16 protein-coding genes and 1 pseudogene are annotated in these 26,814 nt (G+C 69.8%); 2 read left to right on the top strand and 15 right to left on the bottom strand.

The features are described 5' to 3' along the window. Positions 1-312: 312 nt before the first annotated feature. The gene (locus tag H5407_RS12030; protein WP_183104686.1) at positions 313-1,155 is read left to right on the top strand and encodes a helix-turn-helix domain-containing protein; all 843 of its coding nucleotides are present in this window, start codon (positions 313-315) and stop codon (positions 1,153-1,155) included. Between the two features lie 15 nt (positions 1,156-1,170). Here H5407_RS12030 and H5407_RS24865 read toward each other — a convergent pair. From H5407_RS24865 to H5407_RS11955, 15 genes and pseudogenes are all read right to left on the bottom strand, one after another. Next, positions 1,171-1,795, bottom strand: a pseudogene (locus tag H5407_RS24865) (MaoC/PaaZ C-terminal domain-containing protein); the annotation flags it as partial. A gap of 1,484 nt (positions 1,796-3,279) precedes the next feature. Beyond that, complete coding sequence (locus H5407_RS12020; RefSeq protein WP_183104684.1) at positions 3,280-4,365, bottom strand: 3-deoxy-7-phosphoheptulonate synthase; 1,086 nt, start codon at positions 4,363-4,365, stop codon at positions 3,280-3,282. A 100-nt stretch (positions 4,366-4,465) separates the two neighbouring features. Further along, complete coding sequence (locus H5407_RS12015) at positions 4,466-5,611, bottom strand: 3-deoxy-7-phosphoheptulonate synthase (protein WP_183104683.1); 1,146 nt, start codon at positions 5,609-5,611, stop codon at positions 4,466-4,468. Beyond that, positions 5,612-6,370 (bottom strand): 2,3-dihydro-2,3-dihydroxybenzoate dehydrogenase, encoded by a 759-nt coding sequence (gene dhbA, locus H5407_RS12010; RefSeq protein WP_183104682.1) that lies wholly within the window; start codon positions 6,368-6,370, stop codon positions 5,612-5,614. It abuts the gene before it with no gap. Next, complete coding sequence (locus H5407_RS12005) at positions 6,367-7,251, bottom strand: isochorismatase family protein (RefSeq protein ID WP_183104681.1); 885 nt, start codon at positions 7,249-7,251, stop codon at positions 6,367-6,369. The genes dhbA and H5407_RS12005 overlap by 4 nt, the downstream gene beginning before the upstream one ends. Continuing rightward, positions 7,248-8,927: a (2,3-dihydroxybenzoyl)adenylate synthase gene (locus tag H5407_RS12000; protein WP_183104680.1), complete on the bottom strand. Its 1,680-nt coding sequence runs from the start codon at positions 8,925-8,927 to the stop codon at positions 7,248-7,250. Before H5407_RS12000 ends, H5407_RS12005 begins: the two co-directional genes overlap by 4 nt. Further along, positions 8,924-10,159, bottom strand: a complete 1,236-nt coding sequence (locus tag H5407_RS11995) for an isochorismate synthase MenF (RefSeq protein ID WP_183104679.1) — start codon at positions 10,157-10,159, stop codon at positions 8,924-8,926. The genes H5407_RS12000 and H5407_RS11995 overlap by 4 nt, the downstream gene beginning before the upstream one ends. A 99-nt stretch (positions 10,160-10,258) precedes the next feature. Further along, the gene (entS, locus tag H5407_RS11990; protein ID WP_183104678.1) at positions 10,259-11,530 is read right to left on the bottom strand and encodes an enterobactin transporter EntS; all 1,272 of its coding nucleotides are present in this window, start codon (positions 11,528-11,530) and stop codon (positions 10,259-10,261) included. Further along, a complete protein-coding gene (locus H5407_RS11985; RefSeq protein ID WP_183104677.1) occupies positions 11,527-18,927 on the bottom strand; it encodes a non-ribosomal peptide synthetase in 7,401 nt (2,466 codons plus the stop codon). Before H5407_RS11985 ends, entS begins: the two co-directional genes overlap by 4 nt. A 9-nt stretch (positions 18,928-18,936) precedes the next feature. Then, entirely contained in the window at positions 18,937-19,182 is a 246-nt protein-coding gene (locus H5407_RS11980; protein WP_255501205.1) for an MbtH family protein, read from the bottom strand. A 27-nt stretch (positions 19,183-19,209) separates the two neighbouring features. Next, positions 19,210-20,499, bottom strand: a complete 1,290-nt coding sequence (fes, locus tag H5407_RS11975) for an enterochelin esterase (RefSeq protein WP_183104676.1) — start codon at positions 20,497-20,499, stop codon at positions 19,210-19,212. A 2-nt stretch (positions 20,500-20,501) separates the two neighbouring features. Continuing rightward, positions 20,502-22,142 (bottom strand): PepSY domain-containing protein, encoded by a 1,641-nt coding sequence (locus H5407_RS11970; protein WP_183104675.1) that lies wholly within the window; start codon positions 22,140-22,142, stop codon positions 20,502-20,504. Further along, positions 22,139-22,429 carry a hypothetical protein gene (locus H5407_RS11965; RefSeq protein WP_183104674.1) on the bottom strand — a complete coding sequence of 97 codons (291 nt, stop codon included), beginning with the start codon at positions 22,427-22,429 and terminating at the stop codon, positions 22,139-22,141. Before H5407_RS11965 ends, H5407_RS11970 begins: the two co-directional genes overlap by 4 nt. After that, the gene (locus H5407_RS11960) at positions 22,426-22,707 is read right to left on the bottom strand and encodes a hypothetical protein (protein WP_183104673.1); all 282 of its coding nucleotides are present in this window, start codon (positions 22,705-22,707) and stop codon (positions 22,426-22,428) included. The genes H5407_RS11965 and H5407_RS11960 overlap by 4 nt, the downstream gene beginning before the upstream one ends. 65 nt (positions 22,708-22,772) lie before the next feature. Next, positions 22,773-24,608: a TonB-dependent siderophore receptor gene (locus tag H5407_RS11955; protein WP_183104672.1), complete on the bottom strand. Its 1,836-nt coding sequence runs from the start codon at positions 24,606-24,608 to the stop codon at positions 22,773-22,775. A gap of 445 nt (positions 24,609-25,053) precedes the next feature. On the opposite strand from H5407_RS11955, the gene H5407_RS11950 reads away from it, so the two are divergent. Beyond that, positions 25,054-26,688, top strand: coding sequence for a M64 family metallopeptidase (locus H5407_RS11950; protein ID WP_183104671.1), 1,635 nt, complete (start codon positions 25,054-25,056; stop codon positions 26,686-26,688). The last annotated feature ends 126 nt before the right edge of the window (positions 26,689-26,814 follow it).

Here is a 26,814-nt window from a genome sequence, read left to right as displayed (position 1 = left end):
CGCCCGGGCAGGGGCGGAGGTCGCCGGTGCCTGGAGCGCCTGTGCGTCCAGCAGCCCCAGCGGCTGGCCCGGGGCCGGCGGCGTGGCGCAGCCGCCCAAGGCTGCGGCTGCAAGGACCAGACTTGCCAGAACGGCTGCCGGGCGGCCGGATTGAGCGTGGCGACCCTGCGCGGTGACCCCGGCCCGGCGGACGGCAAATGCGAATTCTTGCGTGTGGCGGTTCATGGTGTTGCCTCTCCCTGAGGCGCATTCTTGGGCGAGGGGTCAAAAGCGTGATAGCGTTGTTCAATCTAAAAATAATGAAATTCAGTCATGACCCACCACAGCGCTGCCCCCCCTTCCCTGGCCAGCCCTGAGCCCTCTGTCGATCTCAGCGAACAGGCCGACGGCCCGCCCCTGATCGCCATCTGGGGCGAGGACGACGCCGGGACCGAGTACCGCCTGGGCACCCGCGAGATCGATTGGCACAGCCATCTGCGCGGCCAGGCCTTCTGCGTGGAGAACGGACTCGTGCATGTGCGCACCCCGCATGGCTCCTGGCTGCTGCCGCCGCACCGGGCCGGCTGGATCCCGCCGGGCATGGCGCACAAGGTCAGCATCAGCGGCGCCATGAGCGGCTGGAGCGTGGTGATCGCGCCCTTGGCCTGCCAGTCCCTGCCGACCACCCCCTGCGTGTTCGGCATCAGCGAGCTGATGCGGGCCCTGGTGCGCCGGGCGGTGTCCTGGACGCAGCAGGAGCGGCTGAACCCAGAGCAGGAGCGCATGCTGGCCGTGCTGCTGGACGAGATGCGCCAGGCACCGCACGAGCCCCTGCACCTGCCCATGCCCGAGGACCGCCGCCTGCTGCGCATCGCCAACGCCATCCTGGAGCAGCCCGAGGACAAGCGCACCATGGACGACTGGGCCCAGTGGGCGGGCCTCTCGCCCAGCACCCTGGGCCGGCTCTTCATGGCAGAGACGCAGGTGAGCTTTGCCCAATGGCGGCAGCAGGCCCGACTCACCCATGCCCTGGAACGACTGGCCCGCGGTGACAGCGTGGCCAATGTGGCCGATGCGCTGGGCTATGCGACGCCCAGCAACTTCATCGCGATGTTCCGCCGCTGCTTTGGCGACTCGCCGGCTCATTACTTCGCGCAGCGAGCGCCGAGCCGCTGAGCCGCGGCAAAAGGCTCAGGCCGTGGCCGTGGCCTCGCGCGGCCGCTTGGCCACCAGGGTAAGGATGTCGTAGCTCAGCACGGTCTCGCCCTGCTGGTTCGTGACCTGCACGTCCCACACCACCACGCCCTGGCCGCGCCGGGAGCCGGCCTGGGGCTTGTCCTGCTTTCGCTTGCAAGTGAGCCGCGCCTGGATGGTGTCGCCGATGCCCACGGGCTGGATGAAGCGCAAGCGGTCCAGCCCGTAGTTGGCCAGCACAGGCCCCTCGCCCGGCCACACGAAGAGGCCGGCCGCCGCGGACAGCACGAAGTAGCCGTGGGCGATACGCCGGCCGAAAGGCGAGGCAGCGGCCGCCTCGGCGTCGAAGTGCATGTAGAAATAGTCGCCCGAGACGCCGCCGAAGGCCGCGATATCGGCCTCGGTGACGGTGCGGCGATGGGTCAGCAGCGAGTCCCCCACGGCCAGGTCCTCGAAGCAGCGGCGGAAGGGATGGACGTCAAGTTCACGCCGCGCCGCGCCCGGCAGGTACTGCTGCAGGCATTCGCCCAGGGGCACAGGCTCGGCCAGCACCGTGCAGGGCTGCAGCAGGGACTTGAGCGTGACGCGCACCGTTGAGCGGTCCAGGGCCGCCAGCAGCTCCCAGGCGCCACGCAGGGTTTGTTCGTGGTCGGCGGGCTGGGTTGGCCGGGCATCGAGCAGGTGCAGAAAGCGGTGATGCCGAGCCAGGGGCTCGCTCCAGGCACGCCGGTGCTCGGGCTCCTCGCTGGCCAGCACGGCCAGCCCGCCCCGGCAGCCCTTGCTCAGGGCCTGCAGGGCGGCGTCCAGGTCTGCGACGTCGTCATAGGCCCACAGGGCGAGCACTGGGCCCAGGGGCGGCGGAGCGAGACCCGGGCCCTCCCCGCCCGCCGGCTGTCGCAGCTGCACGACGCTGGGCCCCTGCGGATCGCCTGGCAGGCCCTGTGCGCCCCGCGCGAGGGCGTCCTGTACCCAGGCCTGCGCCCGCAGCCGCTGCACGGCGTCCGCCCCACCCTGCCAGTGCCGGGCTGGGTGGCAGCCCTGCCAGGCCAGCCAGCGCTGCTGCAGGGCCTGGTGGAAGGCCCCGAGCTGCTCGCGCGGCAGCCAGACCATGCGCACCGCATGCTCGTGCAGTCCCTGCAGGGCCAGGACACCCAGGGCGACCAGGTCCACCAGGCGCTGCCATTGCGGACCGCCGGGCTCGACAGACGCATCCAGCACCGCCAGGCCCGGTGCGGCCAGCTGCAGCAGGCGCTCCGCGGCACAACCCGGCAGCTGCTCCCATCGCATCTCGGCCCGATCGGTGCTCTCGGGCGTGCTCCAGACCTGCAGGTGGTCCGTCGCCTGCAACTGCGCCAGGGCCAGGCCCAGGTCCACGCCTACCATGCTGCGAAGCACCGCGCCCCCATGCGGCAGGCCGCGGCGCAGGGCCAGCATGAGAGCCTCCAGAAGTGGGTGCTCCTCCGGGCAGAGCACCAGGCAGGCGCGGCCGGCCAACCAGGCGCTGGAGAAGCCCAGCAGCAGGTGGGCGCAGGGCCGGTGCAGGCCCAGGACCAGCACGTCCACGCCCTCGGCGCGCGTCAGGGCCTGGGCGGCCCAGTAGCGGCCCTCCCTGTCGAGCGACTGCGGCTCGCCATCGACGACCAGCGCGGCATCCGACCACTCCTTTGCGAGCTCCTGCGCCAACTGCCGGACGGCGGCCAGGCCGGCATCGAAGTCCAGGTGCTGGTCCCAGGGGGCATAGCCGGCGAGCCAGCCTGCATGCATGAGGGACTCCCGGTGCTGCTGCAGCTGCTCGCACAGCTGCAGCAGCAGGCGTGCGCGGCCGGGAAAGCCGCCCGGCACGGGCAGCCTGGCGGCAGCCTGGCGCAGGCTGGCGAGGTTCTGGCTCAGCTGCGTGGTGGGATCGGCCTCCCGGCGGGCCGCATTGGCAGCCGGGGTCAGGTCTTGCTTGGCGCGCTGGCTGCTGCCGGCGGGCGCAGGCTGGCGGTCTGTCTGGACGTTCATGAGGTGGGGCTCCTGGGATGCAGCGGCCGCCAGCGCGCCGCGAAGACGGCATGGCGGGCAAATACGAGACGGGGCGCAGCGCGGGGGCGCAGCGCGAGGGGGTCAGCAGGCCACGGCCGGCGCCCGATGGACGCTGCGGCTGCGCCGCGCACGCACGGCTTCGGCGAGCAGGCGCAGAAGCTCCGCACTTTCGTCCCAGCCGATGCAGGCATCCGTGACGCTCAGCTCGGGGTCGGGCACCTTGCCGGCCTGCAGGTCCTGCCGCCCCGAGCGCAGATTGCTCTCGATCATCACGCCAGAAATGCTGTGACTTCCGCCGCTGATCTGCCCAGCTAGGTCAGCGCATACCATTGACTGCCTGTGGTGGTCCTTCTGGCTGTTTCCATGGCTGGCATCCACCACCAGGGCTTCATGCAGGCCGGCCGTTCGCAGCAACGCCACTGCGGCGCACAGGCTGTCGTTGTCGTAGTTGGGTTGCTTGCCGCCGCGCATCACGAGGTGGGCGTCGGCATTACCCCGGCTGCTGTAGACGCCCAGAGTGCCCTGGGGGCGCACCGCCACATAGCTGTGGGCATGGCGCGCCGACTGGATGGCATCCACGGCCACCTGCACTTGGCCCTCGACGCCATTCTTGAAGCCCACCGGCATGTCCAGCCCCGAGGCAAGCTGACGGTGCACCGGCGAGGCCGAGGTGCGGGCCCCGACGGCCACCCAGGACAGCAAGTCGTCCAGGTAGCTCATCGTGGCCGGCGCCACGATCTCATGGGCCACCGGCACGCCCATGGCATTGAGCTCCTCCAGCAGGCTGCGCCCGATCTCCAGGCCATGGGCGATGAGCCCGCTGCCATCCAGGAAGGGGTCGTTGAGCAGGCCTGTCCAGCCCAGGGTGGTGCGGGGCTTCTCAAGATAGGCCCGCATGACGATTTCGAGCTCCTGCCCCCACTGCTCCCGCATGTGCAGCAAGCGCCGCGCATAGTGGCGGGCGGCCATGCAGTCATGGATGGAGCAGGGGCCGATCACCACCAGCAGCCGGTCGCTGCGCCCCTGCAGGATGCTGCGTATGTTCCTGCGCGCCTGCTGCACGGTGGCAGCGGAATTCGCACTGCAGGGAATCAGGCGCTTGAGCTGCGCGGGGGTCAACAGCTCGCTCACAAAGCCGGGCGCAGTGCGCACCAATTCGACGGTCATGTCACATCTCCTTCTGCGCCGCCGCCCCCTCGGGCAGCGGGTAGATGCGATTGAGCCTCAGTTACCGCTGATGAGGAACTGGCACTAGATGCAATGAAGATCAACCTTGCATTGAGTTGCCGTCAGGTTCACCGCCCGTGCTGTCCACGGGATTGGAAAGTGCCATCCGTCGGCGCCGAGCCCTCACCGCATCCTGCAGGCCCTGCAGCACCTGCAGACTGCCTGGCCAGTCCAGGCAGGCGTCGGTGATGCTCTGGCCGTAGACCAGTGCGTCTGGCGCGTGCACGCCCGGCACGAAGGGCTGCCTGCCGGCCTTCAGGTGGCTCTCGATCATCAGGCCGAAGACCTTGCGCTCTCCGCGCTGGATGCGGGCCGCGATGTCCGCGGCCACCAGGCGCTGCTGCTCATGCTGCTTGCGGCTGTTGCCGTGGCTGCAGTCCACCACCAAGCGCGGGGGCAGTCCCCTGACCTTCAGGGTCTCGCAAGCATCGGAAACTGGCTGCGCGTGATAGTTGGGCTCGAGGCCGCCGCGCAGAACCAGGTGCCCATCGGGATTGCCGGCGGTGTGCTGGACCACGACATGACCGCCTGGATCCAGCCCCAGGCGGTGATGCGGTGCGGACGCCGCCTCGATGGCATCGCAGGCCGTCTGCACATTGCCATCGGTGCCGTTCTTGAAGCCCACGGGCAGAGGCAGGCCCGATGCCATCTCGCGGTGGGTCTGACTCTCGGTCGTTCGCGCTCCCACGGCACCCCAGCTGACCAGGTCTTCCAGATACGGCGCGACCAGCGGGTCCAGGAACTCCGTGGCGGCCGGCACGCCAAGCCGGTTGATGTCCAGCAGCAGCTGGCGGGCCAGGAAGAGGCCCTCCTGGAACTGGCCGCTTCCGTCCAGCCAGGGGTCCTGAATCATGCCCTTCCAGCCCAGCGTGGTCCGGGGCTTCTCGAAGTAGACGCGCATCACCAGCTCCAGCTCGTCGCCCAGCCGTTCCCGTTCCTGGGCCAGGCGCCGTGCGTAGTCCAGCGCAGAGCGTGGGTCGTGGATGGAGCAGGGGCCGATGAGCACCAGCAGCCTGTCGTCCCGGCCCTGCATCAGCAGGCGGATGCGCGCTCTCGTGCGGCCGACCAGGTCGAGGACATCGCGGCCCGGCGCATCGGTCTGCTGCATGAGCTGCAGGGGCGACGGCAGGGCCTGCGCCGGACGGGCGTGGCGGGCAGCCACTTCGGGGCTGAAGCGAGTATCCATTCAGGCTCCCAGGCTGGCGCCACCATCGACGACCAGATCATGCAGGGTGATGTGTCCGGCCGCAGGCGAGGCCATGAACAGGATGGCGTCCACCACATCGGCGGGCTCGGCGATCTTGCCCAGGGGAATGCCCAGCTTGTACTGCCCTGGCAGGCCCTGGATGGTGCGCTGCAGGCCCGGCTCATCGAGACCCATGGCCTGCAACATGGGCGTGCGGGTGGTGCCCGGCGACACCAGATTGCAGCGCACGCCATGCGGCGCCAGCTCCAGCGCCACGCACTGGCTGAGGCTGCGCAGCGCAGCCTTGGAGGCGCAGTACGCGGCCATGCCCAGGCGCGGGACATGCGCGGCATTGGAGCCCAGCACGACGATGGCGCCCTGCCCCTGCCGCTTGAAATGCGGCACAAGGCCTTGGAAGAGATGGAAGGCGGCCGACGCATTGACCTGCAGGCTTTGATGCCAGTCATCCGGTGACAGCTCGTCAGAACATCCCATGCGCAGGAGGCCGGCGGCATGTACCAGCACGTCGATGCGCTCGCCTGCAGGCAGGCGCTGGCGGCACAGGCTCGACACGGCCGCAGGCTGCGTCAGGTCCAGCAGCTGTGTCTCGTAAGGGGCGAGATCGCTGCCATCGAAGCAGCGGTCCAGGCCGAGCACCTGCCCACCCTGCTGATGAAACGCGCGTGCTGCCGCACGGCCGATGCCGCTTCCCGCGCCGGTCACCCAGACCCGGCGGTCCATGAAGACCGCAGCGCTCATGCCTGCGCCCCTGCCTGGGCCTGGGTCTTCTGCGCCAGCGCCCACCAGGCCGTCAGACTGGGTCCTTGGGCGAGGTCCTCAAAGCGCAGGCGCATGCCCTGGCGGGACCAGCCGGCGATCAGCTCCATCAGCATCAGGGAATCCATGCCGTGGTCCAGCAGATTGTCATCGTCCCGCGGCGCCTCCTGCCCCTCGGGAAGGCGTGCCAGCACGCTGGCTCTGAAGACTTCCCAGGTGATGCTGCTGCGCCCCAGCGCCAGGACTTCCCCAGTGCCGATCACGCGGCCGGCGCGGCCGGCCACATAGCGCAAGGCCATCTGGTGCTCATCCAGGGAGAAGTCGGCCACGGCGTCGCCCACCATGAAGGGCTGGATGTCCTGCATGAAGGCTTCGACCGCCGTCGCTAGGCAGCCGATGTGGGCATACACGCCGCCGATCAGCAGTTGGTCGCGACCCCATTGGCGCATGAGGCTCGCCAGCGCCGAGCGCTGGAAGGCGCTGTAGCGCCATTTGTCGAGCACGGTGTCTCCGGCGGCCGGGGCCAGGGCCTTCACAATGCCGGCCAGCGAGGGATCGGCGGCGCTCAGGCCTGGGCCCCACATGTCGTTCAGCAAGGCGCGATCCTGCGGGCTTTGCGTCGAAGGCTGTGCGGTATAGACCACGGGCAGTCCGTTCGCACGGGCCCAGTGAACCAGGGCCTGCAGGTGCTGAAGCAGGGTGTCCCGCAGCGGGCTGTGCGCGCCGTAGCTGCGCAGGAAGTAGTCCTGCATGTCGTGGACCAGCAGCACGGCCCTGTGCGGCTGCAGGCCCCAGGACACGCGGGACGCGGGGAAGTCCGCGACGGCGGGCATTGCATAGGAAGGAATGGGGGGAATGCTCATGGTGTCTCTCTGGCTTGGGAAAGGGGCGCCGCTTTGTCGATGAGCGCGCGCAGGGCCTGCTTGTCGATCTTTCCGACGGCGGTCAGGGGCAGGGCCGGCAGTCGCTCAAAGCGGTCGGGCACTTTGTAGTCGGCCACGCCCTGCTCGCGCAGGAAGCGGCGCAGGGACGGCGCGTCGAGGTCTGAGCGGCTGCTGGCGAAGCATGCGCAGCTCTTCTCACCCAGGCGCTCGTCGGGCACGGCGATGACGCCGACCTGGCGGATATCGACGTGGCGCAGCAGCAGGTCCTCGACTTCCTCGGCGGCAATCTTTTCGCCGCCGCGGTTGATCTGATCTTTGACTCGGCCGACCACACACAGATCCCCCTGCGCCGTCTGCCGCACCAAGTCCCCCGAGCAATAGAAGCCCTGTGCATCGAAGACGCGCTGGTTGTGCTCGGGGCTTCGGTAGTAGCCGCGGAAGGTGTAAGGGCCGCGCGTGGCGAGCAGGCCCACCTCGCCCGGCGGCAAGGGCAGTCCTTGGGGGTCGCGCACCTGGACCTCGTCGGCCGGGCTCATGGGGCGGCCCTGGGTGCCCAGGATGCGGGCCTCCTCGTCATCCAGCCGCGTGTAGTTCACCAGGCCCTCTGCCATGCCGAAGACCTGCTGCAGTCGGCAGCCCAGAACCTCGGTGACGCGCCGCGCCTGGGATTCGGCGAAGCTCGCGCCGCCAACCTGAAGCAGGCTCAGCGTCTGCAGCTGGTGGCGCCGGGCGGGCTCGTCCTGTACCGCCTGCATCCACAGCGAGACGGCCGAGGGCACCAAGCCCGTCATCGTGAGCTGGTGGCGCTCGATCAGCTCGAAGCAGGCCAGAGGCTCGGGACTGCCGGCCAGCGCCACACAGCCGCCGGCGTGGAAGACACCCAATGCGCCCGGCGAGCTCAGCGGGAAGTTGTGGGCCGCGGGCAAGGCGCACAGATAGCGGGTCCGTGGGCTCAGGCGACAGATCTCGGCGCTGCGGCGCACGCTGTAGTCGTAGTCGTTGTGCGTGCGGGGGATGAGCTTGGGTGTGCCTGTGCTGCCGCCTGAGAGCTGGAAGAAGGCCACCTCGTCTGCCGGCGTGGGTCCGGCATCGCCCGGCCAGGTCGGCGGCAAGGGGCTGCCCAGGGCTTGCGCGAGGCTGCGCGGGCCGGTGGTCTCCCCCCGCAGCAGGACCTGTCCGAGCTGTGGATGATCCTGCTGCAGAACCGTCAGGAAGGCCTCGTCGGCAAAGAGCGCATGGCTTCGGTCGGCGATCAGCAGCCGCGGCCGAACCTGGGCCGCATAGGCCAGCAGCTCGTGGCGCCTGTGGCTGAACAGGGCATTCACCGGCACCACGCCAAGGCGAAGCAGCGCGAAGAAGACGAGGTAGAACTCCGCCACATTGGGCAGCTGGACCAGCGCGGTGTCATGCCGGCGCAGCCCTCGGGTCCACAGGCTGGCAGCCAGGCGCTCAACAGCCTGCGCCATGTCGCGATAGCTGAACTGCCCTTCGCCGCAGATCAGGGCGGTGGCGTCCGGCGCGATGGCAAGGCCGTCCGCCAGCAGCGCATCAAGAGGACGGTCCAGCCAGTAGCCGGCCTGCCGGTACTGACGGGCCAGCTCGGGCGGCCAGGGCGTGAACTCGATGCCAGGTGGCCGGGCTTGCAGCGCGCTCATGCCAGCACCTCCGGGCCTAGGCCGATGGCGCGCAGCATGGTGCCCAGCTTGGCCTGGGTTTCCGCCCACTCGGCATCGGGGCAGGAGGCCTCGACTACGCCCACGCCGGCGAAGAGCCGCAGCTGACGGGCCTGCACCGTGGCGCAGCGGATGGTGACCACCCATTCGCCCTGCCCCTGGGCATCGCACCAGCCCACGATACCGGTGAAGGGGCCGCGCTCGAAGGACTCGATCAGCTGCACCAACTGCCGTGCCTTCAGTCGGGGAAAGCCACAGACCGCGGGCGTGGGGTGCAGCCGGCAGGCCAGGTCCAGCGCAGCCAGCGGCGCTGCCTCCCCTGCCTTGAGTCGGCCCGAGATGGGCGTGCCCAGGTGCCACAACTGCGGCGTGGCCACGAGCGAGGGCTCGGCCGGGACGTCCAGCACATCGCACAGCGGGCGCAGGCGTTCCTGGATGTCCGCCACCACCAGGCGGTGCTCATGGAGGTCCTTGCTGGAGGCCCGCAGGCGTCGGGCCACCGCATCGTCATCCGCGGACGCGGCCTGCCGTGCTGCCGTGCCCGCCAGCGGGAAGGTCTCGACCCGCTGGTCCTGCAGTCGCAGCAGCAACTCGGGGCTGGCGCCGACCAGCTCGGAACCGTCTCCCATCGGCAGGCGGAAGTGATAGGCCGCCGGGTTCTGGACCATGAGGTTGGCCAGCAGCTGCTCAGTGTCCGGCGCCTGTTCCAGCTCGATCTCGCAGAGGCGGGACAGCACGGCCTTGCGGATGCTGCTGTGCTGGAAGTTGGCAATGGCCTGACGGACGCCCTGCTTGAAGCGCTGCTGGTCGGGGATGCTGCGCGCTGCAGCGACGCGCGCATGCAGGGGCTGGGAGCGGGCGCGCGACATCAGGACCTCGCGATCGATGAACTCCACCTCGCGGGGCACCACGAGGGTCGAGGGCTGGCGCGTGTCAAAGGGAATGGCTCCCAGGACGAGCGGATGGCGCTGCCCCAGCTGCCGGGCCTGGTCCAGGGCCTGCTGGACCGTCGCCAGAAACGCGGTGGACGGGTCGCGCCCTTCGCCGGCCTGCGCATGCACCGGATGCTCGATGCGCCGCAGGCTGCCCCGCGCGACCAGGCAGCGATGCGGCGAGCTGAACACGAATGCCTGCTCCGGAACTGCGGGGGCCTGCGGGTCCTGCGAGCCTGCGTGCTGCGGGGCCGCGCCAGGTCTTCGGGTGGTAGTCAACATGGGTCACCTTCTTTCGTCTGGGTTGTCCACTGCGCGGCAAGGGCCTGCGCAGTGAGGAATCGGGCGGGCCTGCAGCCATGGGGGCTGCAGGCCCTCGGGTCATGCCTGTGGCGATGCCGCCTCGGCCCCTGCCTCGCGCAGGCCGGGCAGGCGTGCGAGCGCCCAGAGCCCCAGGGCCAGGCCGGCGGCGCCGACGGCTGCCACGCCGCCCAGCGGCGAGAGCGTCTGGGCCAGCAGTCCGATGGCCACGGTGCCGACGGAATCGCCCAGGGCGTCCTGCGCGCTCCACAGGCCGTTGACGCGGCCCAGATAGGCGTCCGGCGTGTGGCCCTGCACCAGGGCGTACTGCAGCAGCCCGGCCAGCGACACCAGGGCCCCGAACACCGCCAGCAGGAGCAGGGCCAGCACGAAGGAGCGGTTCATGCCCAGGGCCATGAGGCAGGCGAAGGCGGCCAGGCCCAGCCCTTGAAGGACCAGCCCGGGTCGCTCCACGCGCTGCGCCCAGCCGCTGAGCCAGGCCGACAGCGCCGCGCCCAGCGGCACGGCCGAGTACATCAGGCCCAGCTTCAGCGCACCGCCCCCGAAGGCCTGCTCCGACAGTGCCGGGAACAGCGCGCGGACAGCGGTCGTGAAGCTGACCAGGCTGCCCACCAGCACCACGCCGGCCACCACCTTGTTGCGGATCAGGTAGCGCATGCCTTCAGCCAGCGCGCGCAGCGGGTGCTTGTCATCCACCATCTGCGGGCGCATGCGTGGCAGGCGCAACAGCGGCAGCAGGGTCAGGGCCGTGGCCACCGCGGCCAGGAGGTAGTTCCAGGCCACGCCCCAGGCAGCGATCAGCGCGCCGCCCAGCGCGGGCGAACCCACGGTGGCCAGCCGCATGCTCAACATGCTCAAGGCCCGGGCCTGCAGCAGGTTTTCGCGACCGACCAGCTCGGGCATGGCCGCCAGCAAGGCCGTGACGCCGATGGCACCGAACAGCCCGTCCCAGGCTGCCAGCGCGTAGACCATGCCCAGCACCAGCGGCCGGGGCAAGATGCTCGCCGCCCAGGCATTGACGGCCAGGCCCAGGAAGCCCAAGCCGCAGGCACAGCGGGCCAGCAGGATCAGGCGCTTGCGGTCATGGCGATCCGCCAGCACGCCGCCGGCCAGCAGGCCGAAGAACATCCCGGCGCCCTCCAACGCCATGGCCAGGCCGACGGCACCGCTGTCGCCGCTGAGCTGAAAGACCTGCAGCGGCACGGCCACCGCGAGGAAGCCCAGGCCCAGGAGCGAAATGCTGCGGGCGATGAACACATGGCGGAAGTGCGGGTTGCGGGCCAGCAGGCCCCAGTCCAGGCTGGGGCGGCTTGGGGTGGCGGTATTGCTCATGTCGCTTGTCCGTTGGGTGTTGGCTGGGTGTCGTCGGCGACGGCCTGTGCCAGAAGGTGGTCGATCCGCGGGCCCAGCGTCTGCAGGTGCTGCGGGGAGAGGATGTCTTCATGGCTGCAGTCCGGCAGCCGGTGCATGTCCAGCCGCCCAACGAGCCCAACCCAGGCCTGCTTGGGGTCGATGTAAGCCGGCAGCGAGCGCTCGGCCACGAAGAGCGTCACCCGGCCGTCGTAGCGCGGGGTCCGCGCACGCGACAGCAGGCGCACCGCGTCCTGGTAGTTGGCGAAGATCTGGTTCAGCAGGGCCTGCTTCTCGCGCTGCATCAAGGCCTGGAGTTCCGCGGCTTCGCTGCCCTGCTCCTGATCCGGCGCCGGCTCGTCTGCAAAGGCCTGATCCAGGACCAGGGTCTGCTCGCGCTCGGCGCCCAGTGCGGCTTGCGCGCCCTGCGGGTCCGACCAGTCGTGCACCTCGGCGGGATAGGTGTCCAACAGGCCCAGGAAGCGCACGCGCTGGCCGGCCTCGCGCAGCTTCACGGCCACGCCGTAGGCCACCGTGCCGCCCAACGAGTAGCCGAGCAGGTCGTAGGGCCCGTCAGGCTGGATCTCCCGGATCAGGGCCAACTGCGCGCTGACCAGCTCCTCCATGTCCGCGCTGGTGGCGATGAGACCGGCCGGCCTGGGTGACTGCAAGCCAAGCACCGGACGGTCGCCGCTGATGTGGCGCGCCAGCACCGCGTACTGCCAGGCAAAGCCGGAGCCCGGGTAGAAGCACCACAGGGGCGTGCCCTGCCCTTGCCGCAACCGCAGCACAGGCGCAAAGCCGTCTGCGCCGAAGTCCTGGGGAAGGAGTTCTCGCTGCAGTGCCTCGGCGAGGCCGGCGACGGTGGGCGTGAGCATGATCTGGCCCACCGGGACCGGCCGTTGCAACACCCGGCGGATCTCCCCCGCCAGCCGCATGGCCAGCAGCGAATGGCCGCCCAGCGCGAAGAAGTCGTCCTCGGCCCCGACAGCCTCCCGCCCCAGCACGCTGGCAAAGACCTCGGCCAGGCGGCTTTCCAACCCAAGGATGGGAGCCCGTGAGGCAAGACCTGGCCCCGCCCGTAGGACGGGTCTGGGCAGCGCCCTTCGGTCCAGCTTGCCATTGGGACTCAGAGGCAAGGCATCCAGGTGCTGGCAGCTCACCGGCACCATGTGCGCCGGCAGGGCCTGGGCCAGGGCGCGGCGCAGGGTCTCGGTGTCCAGCGCCTGGCCCTCCTCGGGCACCACATAGGCGACCAGCTGGCGCTGGTCGCCGACGGCAACACTGGCTTCGCTGTCGTTCAGCACCACCGCCTGCACGGCGGCCTGTGCCACGCCCGGCTGGGCCAACAGGCACTGCTCGATCTCGCCCAGCTCGACCCGCTGGCCGCGCAGCTTGAGCTGGTCGTCACTGCGCCCCAAGTACTCCAGTTCGCCGCCGGGCAGCCAACGGACCAGATCGCCCGTGCGATAGAGACGCTCGCCCTCCCCGAAGGGGCTGGCCACGAAGCGGCTGGCGGTGAGCGCCGGCCGGCCCAGGTAGCCGCGGGCCAGCTGCACACCGCCCAGATAGAGCTCGCCCACCCCCCCAACAGGCACGGGGCGCAGCCAGGCATCCAGCACCTGCAGCCGGGTGTTCCAGACCGGGCGGCCTATCGGTACGCCAGGGCGGTCTGGCGCCAGCCCCATGCCAAAGGCGGGGTGGTAGCTCACGTCCACTGCCGCTTCGGTGGGACCGTACAGGTTGTGCAGGGCGACGGGCAGCCGGGCCGTGAACTCGCGAGCCAGCGCCCTGGGCAGCGCCTCGCCGCTGCAGAACACCAGGCGCAGGCTGGCACAGGCAGAGGCCACGCGGTGCGGCGTCAACGAGCCCAGGTGCTCGTCGAAGACTGCCAGCATGGAGGGAACGAAGTGCAGGCAACTGACGCGCCTCTGCTCGATCAGCCGCAGCAACACCGCAGGATCCTTGTGGCTGTCCGGCGGCGCCATCACAAGCTGTGCACCCGCCAGCAGCGGCCAGAAGAACTCCCACACCGAGACATCGAAGCCGCAGGGTGTCTTCTGCAGCACCACATCCTGCGGGCCCAACGGATAGGCCCACTGCATCCAGGCCAGCCGGTTGACGATGGCGCGGTGGCTCACCAGCGCGCCCTTGGGCCTGCCAGTGGTGCCCGACGTATAGATGAGGTAGGCCGGATCGCTCGCCTGCAGGGCGACCTTGATCACAGGTGCGGCATGGCCCGGGCGGAGAGTCTCATAGATCAACGGGCGGGGCCCCGTGCCGGCCTGCGGCGGTGCAGCCAGCAGGCGGGGCATGTGCTCGCCGGTGCTGATCAGCACGGCCGGCGCGGCGTCCTCCAGCATGAAGCGAAGGCGGTCCTCGGGGTAGCCGAGGTCCAGCGGCAGGTAAGCGGCGCCCGCCTCGATCACCGCCATCAGGGCCAGGCTCAGGCGCACCGAGCGTGGCAGCGCAACGGCCACGATGCGGCCCGGGCCAGCGCCCAGGGCCTGCAGCTCTGCCGCCAGCGCGCAGACCTGGTGCCGCACCTCGGCATGGCTCAGGCGCAGCGAGTCATCGACCAGGGCCGTGCTGTCAGGGCTGTACTGGGCCTGCGCCGCCAGCCAGGAGCGCAGCGTGTGATCGGGAACCTCATGCGTGGTGTCGTTGACGGCCTCGATGAAGCGGCTCTCCCGGGGAATCTGCAGCGGATAGCGGCACAACGGCAGCGCAGGCTGAGCCAGCAGCAGGGACAGCCATTGTTCGATGCGCTCCAGCATCGCCGGTGCATCGCCCACGGCGCCACGGTCTTCCAGCAGCAGGGTGAGCCGCTCGCCGGGCAGGACCAGCAGGGCCAGCGGATAGTGACTGGTGCCGCGGTTATGCACCTCCGCCACACGCAAGACCTGACCCTGCGCTCCATCGGGGGCGGGCAGCGGTTCGGTCAGGTAGTCATGGTCCGGGTAGTTCTCGACGACCAGCAGCGTGTCGAACAGCGCACCGCCGGCCATCTGCTGGATTTCGGCCAGCCCCACGCCATCATGGGCCATGCGCTCGGCATGCCCTGCCTGCAGGACGTCGAGCTGGGGCCACAAGGCCTGGTCCGGCTGCAGCCGCACCTCGACGGGCAAGGTGTTCAGGAAGAGTCCGACCTGATCCGCAATGCCTTCCACCGCCGCGCTTCGGCCGGAGACCGGCGTTCCGAAGACCAGGTGGTCCCGCCCTGTCAGGGACGACAGCGCCATCGCCCACAGCCCCTGCATCAACACATGCAGGGTGAGGCCTCGCTGGCGCAGGGCCTGGCGGAGGGCTTCGGACAGGGGCTGATCCAGCTGCAGGCTGTGCTCCACCACGGCGCCCTGGCTTGGCCGGCCTTCGCACAGCAGCGTGGGGGTCAGGCCTTGCACGGCCTGGCGCCACCAGGCCCGGCTTTCGCCGAGCTCGCGCCGGGCCAACTGGCCCAGCACCTCGGCATAAGGGCGCGGCAAGGCCGGCAACGGCCCCGGGTCGGCGCGGTAGGCGGCGAGCAGGTCCCGCAGCAGCACAGGGCTTGACCAGCCGTCGATGAGGAGGTGGTGCACCATGAGCAGCAGGCTGTGCTGCGTCTCGTCGTGGCGGACCAGAACTGCCTGGATCATGCCGCTCCAGCGCAGCGGCGAGTGGCCCTGGGACAGCAGGCGCGCCTGCAGGTCTGCCAGTGCCTCGGCCTGTGCGGCCTCGGGCTGCCCGGAGAGGTCTTGCTGTTGCCAGGGCCAATGCAGGCGGGCGCCCTGCGCCGGCATCAGGAACAGGGGCTCGGCGCCGGACTGCAGATCAGGATGCGGATCGAAGAGGCCCGCCAACTGGCGATGGCGGCTCAGCACGGCGTCCAGGGCGCGACGCAGGCGTGCGCTGTCCAGGGGGCCTTGCAGGCGCAGGCGGGTGAAGGCCGCATAGCCGCCCTCGACGACGGAGGCCCTGCCGGCCTGGTCCTGGGCCAGCAGGGTCTGGAAGAGCATGCCCTTCTGCAAGGGTAGGAGCGGCAGCGCGGCCGAAAATTCACCGTGCCGGGCCCGAAGGACATCGGCCAGCTCAGGCGCGAGCACTGGCGTCGCCCTCATGGCGCCTGGAGAATCGGCGCCCAGCGCTTGCAGCGCCGCGGCCATGCCCTGTGGCCTTGCCAGCATGAAGACCTGCCGCGGCGTCAGCACCCAGCCCTGGCGGCGCAGCGCTGCGCACAGCATGATGGCGGAGATGCTGTCACCGCCCTGCTGGAAGAAGTCCTCGTCCGGTCCCACCGAGGCCCGCTGCAAGACCTGGGCCATGGCCGCGCAAACCAGCGCCTCCTGTGGCGTGGCCGGCAGGGCCTGCGAAGATGGGAACTGCGGCGCGGGCAGGCGCTGACGGTCGATCTTGCCACTGACGTTGCGGGGGAAGCTGTCCAGCACCGTCAGCGCCGCGGGGACCATGTACTCCGGCAGCAGTTCCCGCAGCCGCGCGCGCAAATCGCTGCCGCGCTGCAGTCGCCCGGTAGGGTCAAGACCTGGCACCACGCAGTAGGCCAGCAGGCGCTGCGTCCCATGCACCGCCTGCGGCAGCACCAGGGCGCTCTCCACCTCGGGCAGCAGGGACAGCACGCGCTCGACCTCGCCCAGCTCCACCCGGTAGCCGCGCACCTTGACCTGGTCATCGCTGCGCCCCAGGTACTCGAGCTGGCCCTGGGCCGTCCATCGCACGAGGTCGCCGCTGCGGTACATGCGCGTCGCCGTGCCTGCCGGGGCGAAAGGATCGGCCACGAAGCGGCTGGCCGTGAGCCCTGGGCGGGCCAGGTAGCCGCGCGCCAGGCCGGCCCCGGCGATGTAAAGCTCGCCCACCGCGCCCACGGGCACCGGCTGCAGCCAGCTGTCCAGCACATGGACCCGCACGCCCGCGATCGGCCGGCCGACGACGGGCGCCTCATGCTTCTCGATCAGGGCGCGCAAGGTATCGACCGTGTTCTCCGTGGGGCCGTACAGGTTGTGGGACTGCAGACCTGGCACGGCGCGCAGCTGCTGCCAGAGCGCGGCCGGCGCTGCCTCGCCACCGATCAGCACCAGGGTGGGCTGATGCGCGGCGGGATCGAACAGCCCTTCCCCCATCATCTGGGCCAGGAAGGAAGGCGGCAGGTCCAGGGCGTCGAGCCCCTGACGGCGGATCTGCGCGGCCAGCGCATGCGCATCGCGTCGCGTGTCGTCGTCGATCAGATGCAGCTCCTGGCCCAGGGCCAGCCAGAAGAGCTGCAACCAGGAGGAATCGAAGGAGAAGGCATGCGTGTGCGCCGCCCGCAGCCGCCGGCCGCCATGGCGCTGGGACACGGCTTGCTGCGCGGGCTCGTACAAGGTCGGACGGTGCGCCGCCAGCAGGTTCATCAAGGCGCCATGAGTGTTCATCACGCCCTTGGGCCGGCCCGTGCTGCCGGAGGTGAAGATGATGCAGGCCACGTCGTCCGGCTGCGGCCCGTGGAGATCGTCCTGTGCCGGGCACCGGCCCAACTGTGCGCGGACCTCGGCATCGTCCAGGTTCACCCGGCGCAGCGCCGGCGGGAACACATCGAGCACCGCTTCCAGGGTCAGCACCAGCAACGGGCGGGCGTCCTCGCACATCCAGCCCAGGCGCTCGGCGGGGTGGTCCAGGTCCAGGGGCAGCAACGTGGCACCGCTGTCCAGAATGGCCAGCAAACCGACCAGGGCATCGATGCCCCGCGGCAGCCCCAGTGCCACCACCGTCCCTCTCCCGGCCCCCTGGGTTCTCAGCCAGACACTCAGGGTGCGCAGCCGCCCATGCAGCTCGCCGAAGCTCAGCGAGGCGTCCTGGAAGACCACGGCGGTCTGCTGCGGATGCAGCAGGGCCTGCTGTGCCAGTGCCTGAGGAAGCGCGAGGGCTGAGGCACTGTCTGCAGCCGGCTGAGGGCCTGCGGACCAGGACTGGATTCGCGCCTGCTCGGCCGCCGTGCACCAGGGCAGCTCCCGCAGCCGAAGCGCTGGCTGGGCGAACCAGGCGTCCAGCCACTGCGCCAGCCGGCCGGCGTGTTCGGCGAGATCGGCCTCGTCGTGACAGGCCGGCGAGGCCCGCAACTCCAGCTGCACGCGATCGGGGTGGACCATGAGGCTCATCTCGAGCTCATCCACCGGGCCCGTTGCCAGATGCCGGACCGCGCCGCTGACCTCGCCCAGGTCCAGCGTCAGATCGAAGAGCTTGTGGTTCAGCACCGGCCCATACAGGCGCCGCCCGGCACCCAGCCGATGCAGGTCGCGCTGCACCTGCTCCGCCGCATATCGCTGGTGCGGGCGCACGGTCAGCAGGGCCTTCCTGAACGCGACGGCGGCGGCGATCCAGTCCATACCCGGCTCCAGCGACAGGCGCACGGGCAGAACGTTGACGACCGGCAGCAGCGCCTGCAGGGCTACCGAGCCCAGGCGCCGCATGAAGGGCACGCCCAGCACCAGGTCCAGGCCTGTCCAGCGTCCGAGGTAGGCCGCCATCGCGGCCTGCAGCAGGTCGGCCGCCGTCAGGCGCGCCTGGCGGGCCCGATCGTCCGACTCGATCAGGGCGCGCAGGGCCTCCAGGCGCTCCAGCGGCAGTGTCAGGTCCTGGCGGTTCACTGTGGCGGAGGGGGCCTGCTCCGCCCGGGCGCGGGTGGACAGTCCTGCCGCCGCCGGCAGCGCCTCGCCATACGCAGCCCAGAACTGGCGGTCGGCCTCGAAGGCAGGCGATGCCTCGTAGGCCTGGTACTCCTGCAGCACGGCCGCAGCGCCGACCCAGGGGGCGGCATCGGGAGCCTGGGCCTCGCGCCGGCTTCGATACAGGGCAGCGATCCGGCGCGTCAGCGCGGTGAAGCTGTAGCCATCCAGGGCCAGGTGATGGCAGCGCAAGTACCACCACCACTGGGCGACGCCCGCCAGATCCGGCATGCGGATCAGGGCGTGGCAGTAGGCCTGCCGGAAGTCGGTGAGATCGCGGGGCTGGGCGATGTCCTGCGCCATCCAGGCCTCGGCGCGCGCGCTGGCGTCGGGCGCCTGTTGCCAGTCCAGCAGCACGGGCGGCGCTACGTCGTCGAGCGGCAGGGACTGCGGGAGCTTTTGCAGCACTGTGCCGTCCTCGCACGGCTCGTAGCGGGCGTGCAGGGTCTGTGCCTCCGCCAGGCCCTGGCGCATGGCCCAGATCATGGCATCGGGGTTCAGCGGCCCGCTCAGCGCTACGCAGTGCGCAATGGTGTAGGCCGAACCGGGCTGCGCAGCCGTCTGCTCGGCCATCCAGATGCCGGGCTGGGCAGCCACCAGCGGCAGCGCGATCCACTGGCCGTTGAGCGCGGAGGCGGTGTCAGGCGCTGAGCCAGAAGGGGCGAGCAAGGTGTCGTGTTGCATGCCCGCTCCTCAATGCAGGGCGGCAGCGTTCTGCAGCGCCGTCCAATGACTGTCGATCCAGTCCATGCAGGCGCCCCTGGAATCTGGGCCATGAACGCGCATCCAACCCATTGGTTCAGCGGCAAACGTGGGCCAGAGGCTGTATTCGCCGCGCTGATTCACGAGAACGAGGAAGCTGTGGCGATCGTCGTCGAACGGGTTGACCGTTCCCGAAGCCTGGGAATTCATGGCAAGTCCTTTGCTTGATGCGGCCATGAATCGCTGTTCATGGCCAGAGTTCATTCAGTGCGCGTGGAGCGTGCGCTCATGCAGCCCTGGCAGCAGCGCGGCCAAGCCGGGCAGCAGCGCCTCGCGCCAGCACACCCAGTCGTGGCCGCCTCGCACCTGCTGGGCCCGCACGGCGCCAGGGATCGCCGTGCGGACCTGCAGGGACGCGGCCATTTGCAGGCTCAGGGCCTGCATGTCCTCGGGATCGCGCTCGCCGTACTGGAACATTGCGTGCAGCCGCTGGCGCTGCCCCAGGCCGCTTCGGACCTGCTGGAGGAGCCATGCGTAACGGGGGCTGTCCTGTTGCAGGTCCGGCCACCAGAAGGAGCCGGACTGGCTCAGCACGGCGCGATAGCGATCGGGCCAGTGCAGTGCAGCGTAGGTCGCCGCCAGTCCGCCCAGGCTCTGCCCCGCGACCAGGCAGGGGGACTGGCAGCAGGGCTCCTGACTGCGTCCGGCCAGTCGCAGGGCCTCGGGCCAGAGCTCCTCGTGGAGCGCCTGCCAGAAGCGGGGCCGGCAGCCCAGCTCCTGCTGGCGGGATTCGGGGTCTCGCGCGTCCACGGCGAGATAGTCCGCGGCGGGCAGCAGCCCTTGCGTTGTCCACCTGTCCAGCAAGGGAAAGAGCTGCAGCGAACCCGCCCAGGCTTGGCCATCCAGCAGGAGCACCCAGGGGCGCGTGGCGAGCTCACTGCGGGCTGGGATTGACGGCCTTGTCTGATGCAGCCAGGCCGAGCGCTGCGTGCCCAGCCATTCGCTGGTCCAGGTCCAGCCGTGGCTGAGCCCCGCCGACTCCGAGTCAGGCGGCGCGCTCGGCCCTCCTTCTTCCGGCCGAAGCACGGCGCGCGGACGGCCCCAGCCGTCGGCGGCTGCGGGCAGCGGGCTGCCGGGGTCGGACTGGCTGAAGGTCTGCGAAGTGCGCATCCACCAGTCACGCCGCGCCGGGGCGCTGTCGGGAAAGCTCGGCCACTGCGCAGGCACCGGCAGGAAGGCGTAGCTGCCCAGCCAGTCCCTGGGCAGCTGGGTCGCCCAGAGCCAGACGTCCGTCCCGGCCAAGCTCTGCATGAATGCGGCCCCCTGCGTGGGATGCGGGGTGTGGCCGTCCACATCGATGCAGACGGCCTGTGGCGGAGCTTCAGCGGCCGGCCGGCGCCACAGAAACAGCAGTTCCTGCAGGCCGGCTTCCGTGCTGGCGCGACGCAGGGGCGTGCCAGCGCGGGCGACGCCCTGCCACCAGGCGACCGACCCAATGGCATGTGACGGGGCCACGGCCTGCAGCCAGGGCGTGAGGGCGATGAGGCTGTGCAAGCTCAGGCCCTCAGCGGCTGTGCAGCCGAGCCGCTCAGCGACCAGATGGTGTCCGGCGGGGCCTGCAGCACGCGCTGCCGTGTCCGCCAGGCCATGGCGGCAAAGGCCAGTCCTGCCGTCAGGGCCACGAGGTCCACCACCCACAGGCCCCAATGCCCGCCGTTGAGCCCAGCCAGCAGGCCAGAGCCGCTGCGCCAGGAGAGCCCCGGCAGCAGCAGGCTGCCCAGGGCACAGGCGCCCAGCAGCACCGGCGCCGCACGTGCGGCCCCGCGCCACAGGCTCCAGGCCAGGCTGGCCAGCCAGACGCCGTAGTAGACGCTCAGGTACAGAGCCTCAGCCTGCCCCCCGCCGCCCTGCCTGAGCTTGCCCGCCAGCAGGCCCGCGATCACGGCCAGTTGGCAACCCAGGCAAAACCCCACGGTGGCGGCCGCCAGCCAGCGCACGGAGGTGGGCTGGCCTCCCTGCGGCTCGGCAGTGCGCTGGCGCTTGCGCCGGGACTCCAGCCACAGCAGATTGCCGCTGTAGAACAGAGCGGTGCCCATGAGACCCAAGGCGAAATAGGTCCAGCGTAGGGTCTCGCCGCCGAAGCTGCCGAAATGCAGGGCGAAGAAGGTGTTGACAGGCAGGCTCCATCGGCTTTCCCGGCCGGGCAGCATGCTGCTGTTGATCAGCTCGCCGGTATGTGGCTGCAGCACCAGGTAGGCGCTGCGCGGCCCGTGCACCAGCGCATCGGGATGGTTCAGGGCCACGCGCAGCACGGGATGTGGTCCGCCGGTGCGCATGAAGAGCAGTTCGGTCGGTTCGAAGCCCGGGGCTTCCTCCTGCACGCGCTGCAGCAGGTGTGACAGCGGAAGCAGGGGGCGGCCCGGTTCCACCGGCATCTTCAGTGCCGGCGGCGAGAACATCGGCTGCCGGCCGTACACCACCTGCTGCAGGGCGCCGTAGAACTGGTCATGGAAGGCGAATACGAGGGCCGTCAGGCTGATCACCACATGGAATGGCAGGCTGGAGATGCCCAGGACGTTGTGGAAGTCCAGCCAGAAGCGCTTGCGGTTCGCGCCCGGCCGGATGGCGAAGAAGTCCTTGACCAGGGTGGGCAGCAGCACGACCACGCCCGACACCAGGGCCAGGAAGTACAGCACTGCGGCCACGCCCATGACGTAGACGCCCAGGTGCTCGTCACCCAGCGTCCCTGGGATGCCTCCGGTGCGGTGCAGCAGATCCACCAGCTCACCCAGCTTCGAGGGGGGCTGCGACCAGACCTGCAGCCGGCCCTGAGTATCACGACCGGCCACCCAGGGCTCTCCCGCGCTGGCATCGGCGTCCACCCCGGCCCCATCGCCCGGATCACGGGGCCCGCTGATGGGCGCCACGAGGTGTTCTGTCGGGCGCAGGTGCAGGGTGAACTCGGCCGCGGCCCTGGGCTGGCGCGCCAGCAGCTCGGGGATCAGCCGGTCATCCAGCGGCTGGGCCCAGGCCTTGGCCACGGGTTCGGCGCCGGCGTGGACCCAGCGGTCCAGGGGCTCCTTGAACATGGTCAGGGCACCGGCGAAGAAGGCCACGAAAAGAAGCCAGCCCGCAGTGATGCCGACCCAGGTGTGCAGGCGCTTGTGTACCTTGATCAGATCGCTGGAGATCTTCATGCGCCCGCCCCGCCTTGCGCCCACATCAGCAGGCCGTACGCCAACGCATTGAGGGTCAGCAGGGCCAGCAAGGCCCGCGCGCCCGAACGCATGAAGTACACGGTGCACAGGGCCAGCATCCACAGCGGCGCAATCATCCACATGTTGAACTGCACCTTGTCGGGCTCGCGGAGGCCGCCCGGCCCCCACCACGCCCACAGGCCGACCAGCCCCAGGGCCAGGCTGGCGCCCAGCACGGTGCCCGACAGGCTCTTGAGCCACCAGTCCCGCTGGATCGCCGCCCTCATCGGCAGGCCTCCTTGCGACCAGCCGCATGCGCCCACGGCAAGGCACCTGCCAGCGGCCAAAGGCCCGCCCACAACAGGGCCCAGGCCAGGCCCGCAAAGCAGGCCACGGCTGCGCCAAGGGCGTGCCAGCCAGTCGCGATGGCGATGGCCGCCAGGCCCAGCGCAGCCAGACGCGCCGGGCCGGCCGGCAGCGACACCGCCAGCAGGCGCTGGTGCGCATTCGACAGATAGGCCAGTCCCACAGCCCCCCACAGACCGATGAAGAACAGTTCGTTCATGATTTCTCCTCCCTGGCCGGCGCGGCAGGCGGCTCCCGCCTGCGCGCCAGTCCTCCTTGCCCGGCTCAGAAGCCGTAGCTCGCCGACAGATACAGATTGCGTCCCAGCTCCGAGGCGATGACTTTCCCGTTTCTGTCTTTCAGCTTCACATCGCCCAGGTTCTTGATGCCGGCCCGCAGCGTCCAGGGCCGGCCCAGCTGCAGCGAGGCGCCCACGTCCCCCCGCGTGTAGGCCGGCAGCGACTTGTCCTCGTAGAACTGCCGGCCCGTGTAGTTCAGGTCCAGGAAGACCTTGAGTGCCGCGTTGGCCCTCCAGTTCACGCCGGCCATCAGCTTGTGCTCGGGGCGGAATTCCAGCTTCACGGTCTGGCCCGCGGCGTCGGTGAAGTCGGCCTTGAGCGCCGTGAGGCTGCCCTTGAGGCCCCAGGCCCTGCTGAGCTGCCAGCTACCGCCCAGCTCGATGCCCTGGGTCTTGGCCTGGGCTACGTTCTTCCATGCGCGCGAGGGCACGCCGGGGTCGTAGACCGCCACGATCAGATCCCTGACCTTGTTGTGGAAGAGCACGGCGCTGAACTCCCAGTCGGCCCGGGTCACTTCAAGGCCGATCTCAGCGCTGCGGCTCTTCTCCGGCGTGAGGGCCGGGTTGCCGGACAGGTGGCAGCGGCCGCCGCAGCTGATGATGCGGTACTCCGGGCTGAGCTGGTAGGCATCGGGTGCCTTGAAGGCGGTGCTGACGCCACCCTTGACCACCACATCGCTGCCGAGGAAGTAGTTGGCGTAGGCCTTGGGCGAGAAGTGCCGGCCGAAGCTGGGGTGGTGGTCCATGCGCCCGCCCAGGGTCAGCAGCCAGGCGTCGCTGGCCTTGAATTCATCCTGCATGAAGGCGGCGTACTGGGTGCTGCGCACTCGGCCGGTCTGCAGATAGGTACTGGGGTCCCTCACCTCCTGGCGACGCAGGTCCACCCCGCCCGTCAGCGCGTGGGCGCCGACCTGGCTGACGGCGTAGCTGCGCAGGTAGTCGTTGTGCTCCTGGTAGTGGCGCTGCTTGGGCGCGTCATAGCTGGAGGCGAAGTCGTCGATGCGGGCCCGCTCGCGCTTGTAGGTGGTAAAGCTCTGGCCCCAGTCCCAGCGGCCGCGGTGGCTCAGGCCCAGGGTCTTGCGGGAGATCTGCTGCTCGGAGTAGCTGAAGGCCTCGTAGTTCCAGGCCGGGTAGTAGACGTAGCTGTCCAGGGCGTAGGGGCGTTTGTCGCGGTTGTAGCCGAGATCCAGGTCCAGCGTCTGGCGCGGATCGACACGCCAGGTCAGCGTCGATACCAGGTTGGCGCTGCGCTTGGCCTCCAGGCCGGGCACTTCCTTGGGGTCCTGTGCGCTGTGCTGGAACCAGGCATCACGATGGTAGAACTCCCCTGCGACGGCCAGGCTGAGATCCGCACCCAAGGCGCCTGAGGCCGCGGCATGGACGCGCTGCTGCCTGCCCTCTTCGCCAGACTCGATCAAGCGAAGCTCGGCCCCCAGGCTGCCGTGCCAATCCTTGCCGGGCCGCTTGGTGATGATGTTGACCACGCCGCCGATGGCATCGGAGCCGTACAGCGCCGACATGGGGCCGCGCACGATCTCGATGCGGTCGATGCTGGCCAGGGGCACGGTCGTGAGGTCGAAGTCCGAGCCTCGCCACAGCGCACCCGCCGAGGACACGCGGCGTCCATCGACGAGGACCAGCGTGTAACGGCCGTCCATGCCGCGGATCTGGATCTCGTCCCGGCCATTAGCATTGCTCTGGTTGTGCACACCCACGGCATCGCGCAGCAGGTCCGGGATGCTGTTCGCCGGCGAGCGAGCGATGTCCTCGGCGCTGATCACCGTGGTGAAGGCCGGGCTGGCCAGCCGTTCACGCTCAGTCATGCTTGCGGTCACCACCACCGAGGGCAGCGATTGGGGGCTAGGCTGATGGGCCTGTGCCACTGTGGCCATCAAGACGGTGCATCCTCCGCCCAGCCAGGTGCGGGCTTTCCACTCAAGCGACATCGTTCCTCCTCCGAGAGATCTTGTTCAACTATTCAACACAAATGCGAATCATACGCATTTGTGTTGCGAATAGGAAGTTCACGCCCTGTGAAAAGGCCTATTGCCTGGCATTGCCGCGCCAACCGCACGCAAGCCCCGGGCAATCCCCTGCCGCCCGGACGCAACGCTTTGTCGCGATTGGGGCTGCCGAGCTGAATGCGTACAAGGCCGGGCGAAAGCCCCTCGCCAAGATCGCACCACGGCCATCCAGCGCCGTGCCGCCTGTCTCACAAAGGGCAGCGGACCACATCAACAAGACAAGACAAGACAAGCGAGACTGCCCATGAAGACTCCCCTTGCCCTGCGACAGCGCCTGCTTCTGGCCCTGCCGCTCGCACTGGCTTCGGCTGCACAGGCCGAGGATCTGCTGCTGCGCCTGCGCCACGATCCCCTGAACCCCGCTGCGGGGCTGCAGCTCAGCCACGTCGAGAAAGGCAGCTTCGGCAGCCAGGCCCAGCCCGGCGAGCCCCGTGACGGCGATCTGGTCCTCATCGCCCGCGATGCCAGGGGCCAGGAGCTCTTGCGCCGCACCATCGCGAATCCGAGCCGCCAGTGGGCCGAGGTGTTCAACCCGGCCACCGGCCAGATCCAGCAGGCCCGAGCCCTGCAGCGCGACGGCAGCGTGGAGCTGCGCCTGCCCTGGTCGACCCAGGTGCACAGCGTGGACATCGTGGAGCACAGCAGCCAGTTGGCCGCGCGCGGCGCACTGGCCGGCGCGACGCCCCTCAAGCGCCTGGCGCGGACCGAGCTGGACCAACTGGCCGCCCGCTCCGCGCTGGACAGCAGCCAGCGCAGCCTGTTGAGCCTGGCCACGCCCACCGGCAGCACCGTACTGTGGAACAGCGGCGCGAGCGGCCAGCGCATGGACATCGTGCTGATCGGCGACGGCTATGCCAGCGCGGACCAGAGCAAGTGGGTGTCCGACGCCCAGAAGATCAGCACCGGCATCCTGGCCGATCCACTGTTCGCCAGCTACAAGAACTCGATCAACATCCGCCGGGTGGACATCGTCAGCCCGCAGTCCGGTGTGAGCGAGGGCGGCGTCACCCGCAACACGGCCTTGGGCACGGTGATCGGCTGCTATGGCATCGACCGCCTGGTCTGCGCCGACGAGAGCAAGGTCTTCACCGCGGTCGGCGCGGTCACCGCGGCCGACGCGCGCGACGTCATCATCGTGGTGGCCAACAGCACGACCTATGGCGGCGCCGGCGGCAATATCGGCACCATGACCATGCACCCGCAGTCCATCGAGATCGCCTTGCATGAGATCGGCCACACAGCCTTCAAGCTGGCGGACGAGTACGACTACGGCACCTGCGACGCCAGCAGCGAGCCCAGCGAGGCCAATGCCACGCGGGCCAGCACGCGCAGCGCGGCCAAGTGGTCCGCCTTCATCAACAGCAGCACGCCAGTGCCGACCCAGGCCGGCAGCTACGCCAATGGCACCGTGGGCCTGTTTGTGGGCGCCAAGTACTGCACCAGCGGCCTGTATCGCCCCACAGAGAACTCGCGCATGCGCGCCCTGGGCCAGCCCTGGCATGCCGTCAATGAGGCGCGTGCGGCCCAGGTCTTCAACAGCTACACCGGCGGCTCGGGCAACGGCGATGGCTCAGTCACGGTCAAGGGCAGCCTCAGCGGCACCGGCGCCACCGCCACCTATCCCAGCGGCGGCAATGGCTACCACCAGAGCACCGCAGGAGGCGCTTTCACGCTGAAGCTGAGCGGCCCCGCGGGCACCGACTTCGACCTCTACCTGTACAAGTGGAACGGCAGCGCCTGGGCTGTGGCGGCAAAGAGCGAAGGCAGCAGCTCCACGGAATCCATCAGCTACAACGGCACGGCGGGCTACTACTACGCCCAGGTCAAGTCCTATGCGGGCAGCGGCGCCTTCACGCTCAGCTACACCTTCCCCAAGTGATTCATGGCGTGGCCGGGCTCAGGGATAACCACATGCGGACATGCCCTGAGGCCGGACCCCGGCGGCCCCCGAAAGGGGGGCTGCTGCGTCAATATCAGGCACGGAGAGAGTGCAAGGAAGGAGCCC

The sequence above is a fragment of the Mitsuaria sp. WAJ17 genome, assembly GCF_014174515.1.
Taxonomy (GTDB): domain Bacteria; phylum Pseudomonadota; class Gammaproteobacteria; order Burkholderiales; family Burkholderiaceae_C; genus Roseateles_B.
The sequence above is the reverse complement of the archived record's forward strand: the minus strand, read 5'-3'. Positions and strand labels throughout refer to the sequence as shown.